The 4154-nt window shown below is 71.3% G+C and carries 4 protein-coding genes and 1 pseudogene; 3 read left to right on the top strand and 2 right to left on the bottom strand.

Annotated elements, in window-relative coordinates:
* Both G6030_RS09140 and treS read right to left on the bottom strand, forming a co-directional pair.
* Positions 1-817: pseudogene (locus G6030_RS09140) on the bottom strand (hypothetical protein); the annotation flags it as partial.
* Positions 814-2625 carry a maltose alpha-D-glucosyltransferase gene (gene treS, locus G6030_RS09135; RefSeq protein WP_241724269.1) on the bottom strand — a complete coding sequence of 604 codons (1812 nt, stop codon included), beginning with the start codon at positions 2623-2625 and terminating at the stop codon, positions 814-816. The gene treS and the pseudogene G6030_RS09140, both read right to left, overlap by 4 nt.
* 34 nt (positions 2626-2659) lie before the next feature.
* Between treS and G6030_RS09130 the strand changes: the two genes are divergently transcribed.
* From G6030_RS09130 to G6030_RS09120, 3 genes are all read left to right on the top strand, one after another.
* Positions 2660-2950: a hypothetical protein gene (locus tag G6030_RS09130; RefSeq protein ID WP_182642915.1), complete on the top strand. Its 291-nt coding sequence runs from the start codon at positions 2660-2662 to the stop codon at positions 2948-2950.
* Positions 2947-3291 carry a hypothetical protein gene (locus G6030_RS09125; RefSeq protein ID WP_182642914.1) on the top strand — a complete coding sequence of 115 codons (345 nt, stop codon included), beginning with the start codon at positions 2947-2949 and terminating at the stop codon, positions 3289-3291. The genes G6030_RS09130 and G6030_RS09125 overlap by 4 nt, the downstream gene beginning before the upstream one ends.
* A 10-nt stretch (positions 3292-3301) precedes the next feature.
* Positions 3302-4154, top strand: an 853-nt coding sequence (locus G6030_RS09120) for an LLM class F420-dependent oxidoreductase (protein WP_182642913.1), incomplete at its 3' end; no start/stop codon positions are given.

Genomic DNA, 4154 nt, shown 5'->3' with positions numbered 1-4154 from the left:
CGGCCGCCAGGTCCTCGTGCACCTGCGCCACGGCCGCGCCGAGCCGGCAGGCCTCGTCGGCGAAGTCGGTGCCCACCTCCTCGGCCAGCAGGTCGGCCTCGGCGAACAGGTCCCGCACGCTCGCCGTGGCCATCGCCCACCCGTCGGCCGCGCCCGCCATGAACTCCTGCGCCATCGCCAGGGTCGTGGGCCCGGCTCCGGTGTCGCCCACCTCGCCGTCGTCCCCATCGTCGTCCAGTTCCACCCAGCCCCGCAGCGCCGCCACGGCCGGGCAGTCCCGGTCGGCCAGCGCGGCGTGGAGCTCCACGTCGGGGTTGACGCCCGGCTGGACGAGGCGGAACAGCTTGACCATGAGGTCGTCGCCGAACACCAGGGAGGAGTTGGACTGCTCGCCCTCGAGCAGCCGCCCCCACGTGGGCTCGGGAACGGGCGCGTCGGCGACGAGGCGGAAGCGCAGGCCCCCGACCTCGGCCTGCTCGCCCAGGTGCCGCAGCAATGATTCGGTGCCGCGCGGGTCACGCAGTCCGTCGTAGACCACCGGGGAGGAGCCCTCGGGGGTCAGCGGGAACGCGCGCCGGTCGCCCGGCAGCTCCGGCGCGGTGGCGATGGGCACCTGGTAGCGCTGGGGCCGGCCGTCCACCTCGAGGTCGACGAGCAGGTGCTCGATCAGGACCTCCGGATCGTCCAGCATCGCCGCGCGCCGGGCGACCCGCACGCCGCTGAGCTCGAGTCCCTTCCCGGCGAACCAGCGCTGCTCGGGCAGCCAGTCCGTGAGCAGTCGGGCCAGGGTGGCGTCGTCGATGGGGGCGATACTCACGGTCCCTCCTCCGGGCTGCGCAGTTCGAGCCAGTAGAAGCCGTACCCGGGCAGCGTGAGCTGGTAAGGGTCGGCGTCGATCTCGGGGAACGGCACCCCGCCGGTGAGCTCGTGCGGCTGGCGGCCGGCGAACTCGGCCAGGTCCAGCCGCACGGCCTGCGGGAACCGGGACAGGTTGTTGACGCAGAGGATGACGTCGGGCTCGCCGTCGGCGCCCTCGAGCGTGCGCAGGTAGGACAGGATCGACGGGTTGGAGCCGCCGAGGTCGACGAACTCACCCAGCCCGAACGCGTGGTGGCCCTTGCGGACGTGGATCATCCGCCGGGTCCAGTGCAGGAGGCTCGCGGTGGAGTTCATCTGCGCCTCGACGTTGACGCCCTGGTAGCCGTACTGCGGGTCCATGATGACCGGCAGGTAGAGTCGGCCCGGGTCGCAGCGGGAAAACCCGGCGTTGCGGTCGGGGCTCCACTGCATGGGCGTGCGGACGGCGTCGCGGTCGCCGAGCCAGATGTTGTCGCCCATCCCGATCTCGTCGCCGTAGTAGAGCATCGGCGAACCGGGCAGGCTGAGCAGCAGTGCGGTGAACAGCTCGAGTTGGTTGGTGTCGCCGTCGAGCAGCGGGGCCAGGCGCCGGCGGATGCCGATGTTGGCCTTCATCCGCGGATCCTTGGCGTACTCCGCGTACATGTAGTCGCGTTCCTCGTCGGTGACCATCTCGAGCGTGAGCTCGTCGTGGTTGCGCAGGAAGATCGCCCACTGCGCCGAGGACGGGATGTCGGGGGTGTGGGCGAGGATCTCGGTGACGGGGAAGCGGGACTGCCGACGCACGGCCATGAAGATCCGCGGCATGAGCGGGAAGTGGAACGCCATGTGGCACTCGTCGCCCACCTCGGGCTCGCCGAAGTAGTCCACCACGTCGTCGGGCCACTGATTGGCCTCGGCGAGCAGGACCCGGCCGGGGTACTCCTCCTCGACCACTGCGCGGCACCTGCGTAGGAACTCGTGGGTCTCGGGGAGGTTCTCGCAGTTGGTGCCGTCGCGCTCGAACAGGTACGGCACGGCGTCCAGGCGGAACCCGTCGATGCCCAGGTCCAGCCAGAAGCGCAGGACGTCGATCATCGCCTCCTGGACCTCGGGGTTGTCGTAGTTGAGGTCCGGCTGGTGGGAGAAGAAGCGGTGCCAGTAGAACTGCCCGCGCACGGGGTCGTAGGTCCAGTTGGACGACTCGGTGTCGACGAAGATGATGCGGGCCTCGGGGTACCGCGTGTCGTCGTCGGACCACACGTAGAAGTCGCCGTACGGGCCCTCCGGGTCGGAGCGGGACTCCTGGAACCACGCGTGGGTGTCGGAGGTGTGGTTCATGACGAGGTCGGTGATGACCCGGATGCCGCGGCTGTGGGCCTGGTCGAGGAACTCCACGAAGTCCTCGACGGTGCCGAACTCGGGCAGCACGGTGCGGAAGTCGCGGATGTCGTAGCCGCCGTCGCGCAGCGGGGAGTCGTAGAACGGCGGCAGCCACAGGCAGTCCACGCCGAGCCACTGCAGGTAGTCGAGCTTCTCGGTGAGGCCGCGCAGGTCGCCCGTGCCGTTGCCGTCGGAGTCGTAGAACGCCCGGACGAGGACCTCGTAGAACACCGCGGTCTTGTACCAGTCGCGGTCGATCTCCAGCTCGGACGCGTGCCGGTAGTCGTCGGCGCTGGGCTCCACGACGTGGCCGTCGTCGGTGAGCTCGGGGTCGGCCGGCCGTGGGTCGGCGGCGCGTGACTCGGCGGGGTGGGACTCGGACTGCAGGCGCGGCTTGGGTGCCATGTGGGCGAGCCTACGGCCCCGTACGATCCGGTGCATGCGGAAAATCGACCCGACCGAGCGGGTCCGCGGCGTGGTGCGGGCCTTCCGGGACCGGCACGGCCGGCGCGCCCGTGCGCTCGCGTCCAGGCTCGAGGGTGACGACGACGAGGTGGTCCTCCGCCCGTGGGAGCTGCGGTTACCGAGGTCGGTCGTCTACGCGGCGGCCCGGTCCAGGGGCTGGGAACCCGTCGGGGGCACGCGGGCGCTCGTCCAGCGGGGCCCGTGGCTCGAGCCGATGCACTTCATCCGCGGCGGGGACGCCCGTCCGGCCGGTGACGCGCGGTGAGCGCCGGCTGGGTGCTCACGATCCTGGCGCTGCTCCCGCTGCTCGCGTGGGGGATCGCCGCCGCGGTGGTCGCCGCCCGCCGGTGGTGGTGGCGCCGGGGGGACGACCGCACGCGCGCCCTGCGGTTGGCCCGGATGTTGCGCGGCGGCGACCTCGTCGTCGTCCCCACCTCGGACGTCGACCTCCCCGAGGCCACTGTCCTGGCCGTCGCGGCGGACACCGGGTACCGCCTCGTGGGCTACGAACGTGCGGACACGCCCCTGCTCCGCCGGGTCGGGGTGTTCGTGCGCATCGGCGGGGAGGTCGACGCGGTGATCAAGGGCGTGCCCGCACCCCGGTAGCGTGACGCGCATGCGCATCGGGATGGCTCTGAACTACAGCGGCGGGTTCGCCGAGACGGCCGCGGAGGCCGCCGACCTCGAGAGGGCGGGATTGGACATCGCGTTCGTCCCGGAGGCGTACTCGTTCGACGCCGTGAGCCAGCTCGGCTACCTCGCGGCCAAGACGTCCACCATGGAGCTGGCGTCGGGGATCCTGCAGATCTACACCCGCACGCCCACGCTCACCGCCATGACCGCGGCCGGGCTGGACTTCGTCTCCGACGGCCGGTTCACCCTCGGTCTGGGCGCCTCGGGCCCGCAGGTCGTGGAGGGTTTCCACGGCGTGAAGTACGACGCTCCGCTGGCCCGCACGCGCGAGGTGATCGAGATCTGCCGCAAGGTGTGGCGCCGCGAGAAGGTCGTCCACGACGGGAAGAAGTACCAGATCCCGCTGCCCGCCGATCAGGGCACCGGGCTGGGCAAGCCGCTCAAGCTCATCAACCACCCGGTGCGCGAGAACATCCCGATCGTCCTGGCCGCGCTGGGCCCGAAGAACGTCGAGCTCGCGGCCGAGGTCGCGAACGGGTGGCAGCCACTGTTCTTCCACCCGGAGAAGGCGCACCTCGCGTGGGGCGACGCGCTGGCCGCCGGCAGGGCGAAGCGCGACCCGTCGCTCGGCGAGCTCGACGTCTACGCCGGCCCCGCCCTGGCGATCTGCGACGAGGCCGAGGTGCCCTTCTACCTCGACCTCGTGCGCCCGCACCTCGCCCTCTACATCGGTGGTATGGGCGCCCGCGGCAAGAATTTCTACAACGAGCTCGCGTGCCGCTACGGCTACGAGGATGAGGCCGCCCGCATCCAGGACCTCTACCTGGACGGCAAGA

The sequence above is a fragment of the Dietzia sp. E1 genome, from assembly GCF_014145015.1.
GTDB classification, from domain to species: Bacteria; Actinomycetota; Actinomycetes; order Mycobacteriales; family Mycobacteriaceae; genus Dietzia; species Dietzia cinnamea_A.
The sequence above is the reverse complement of the archived record's forward strand: the minus strand, read 5'-3'. Positions and strand labels throughout refer to the sequence as shown.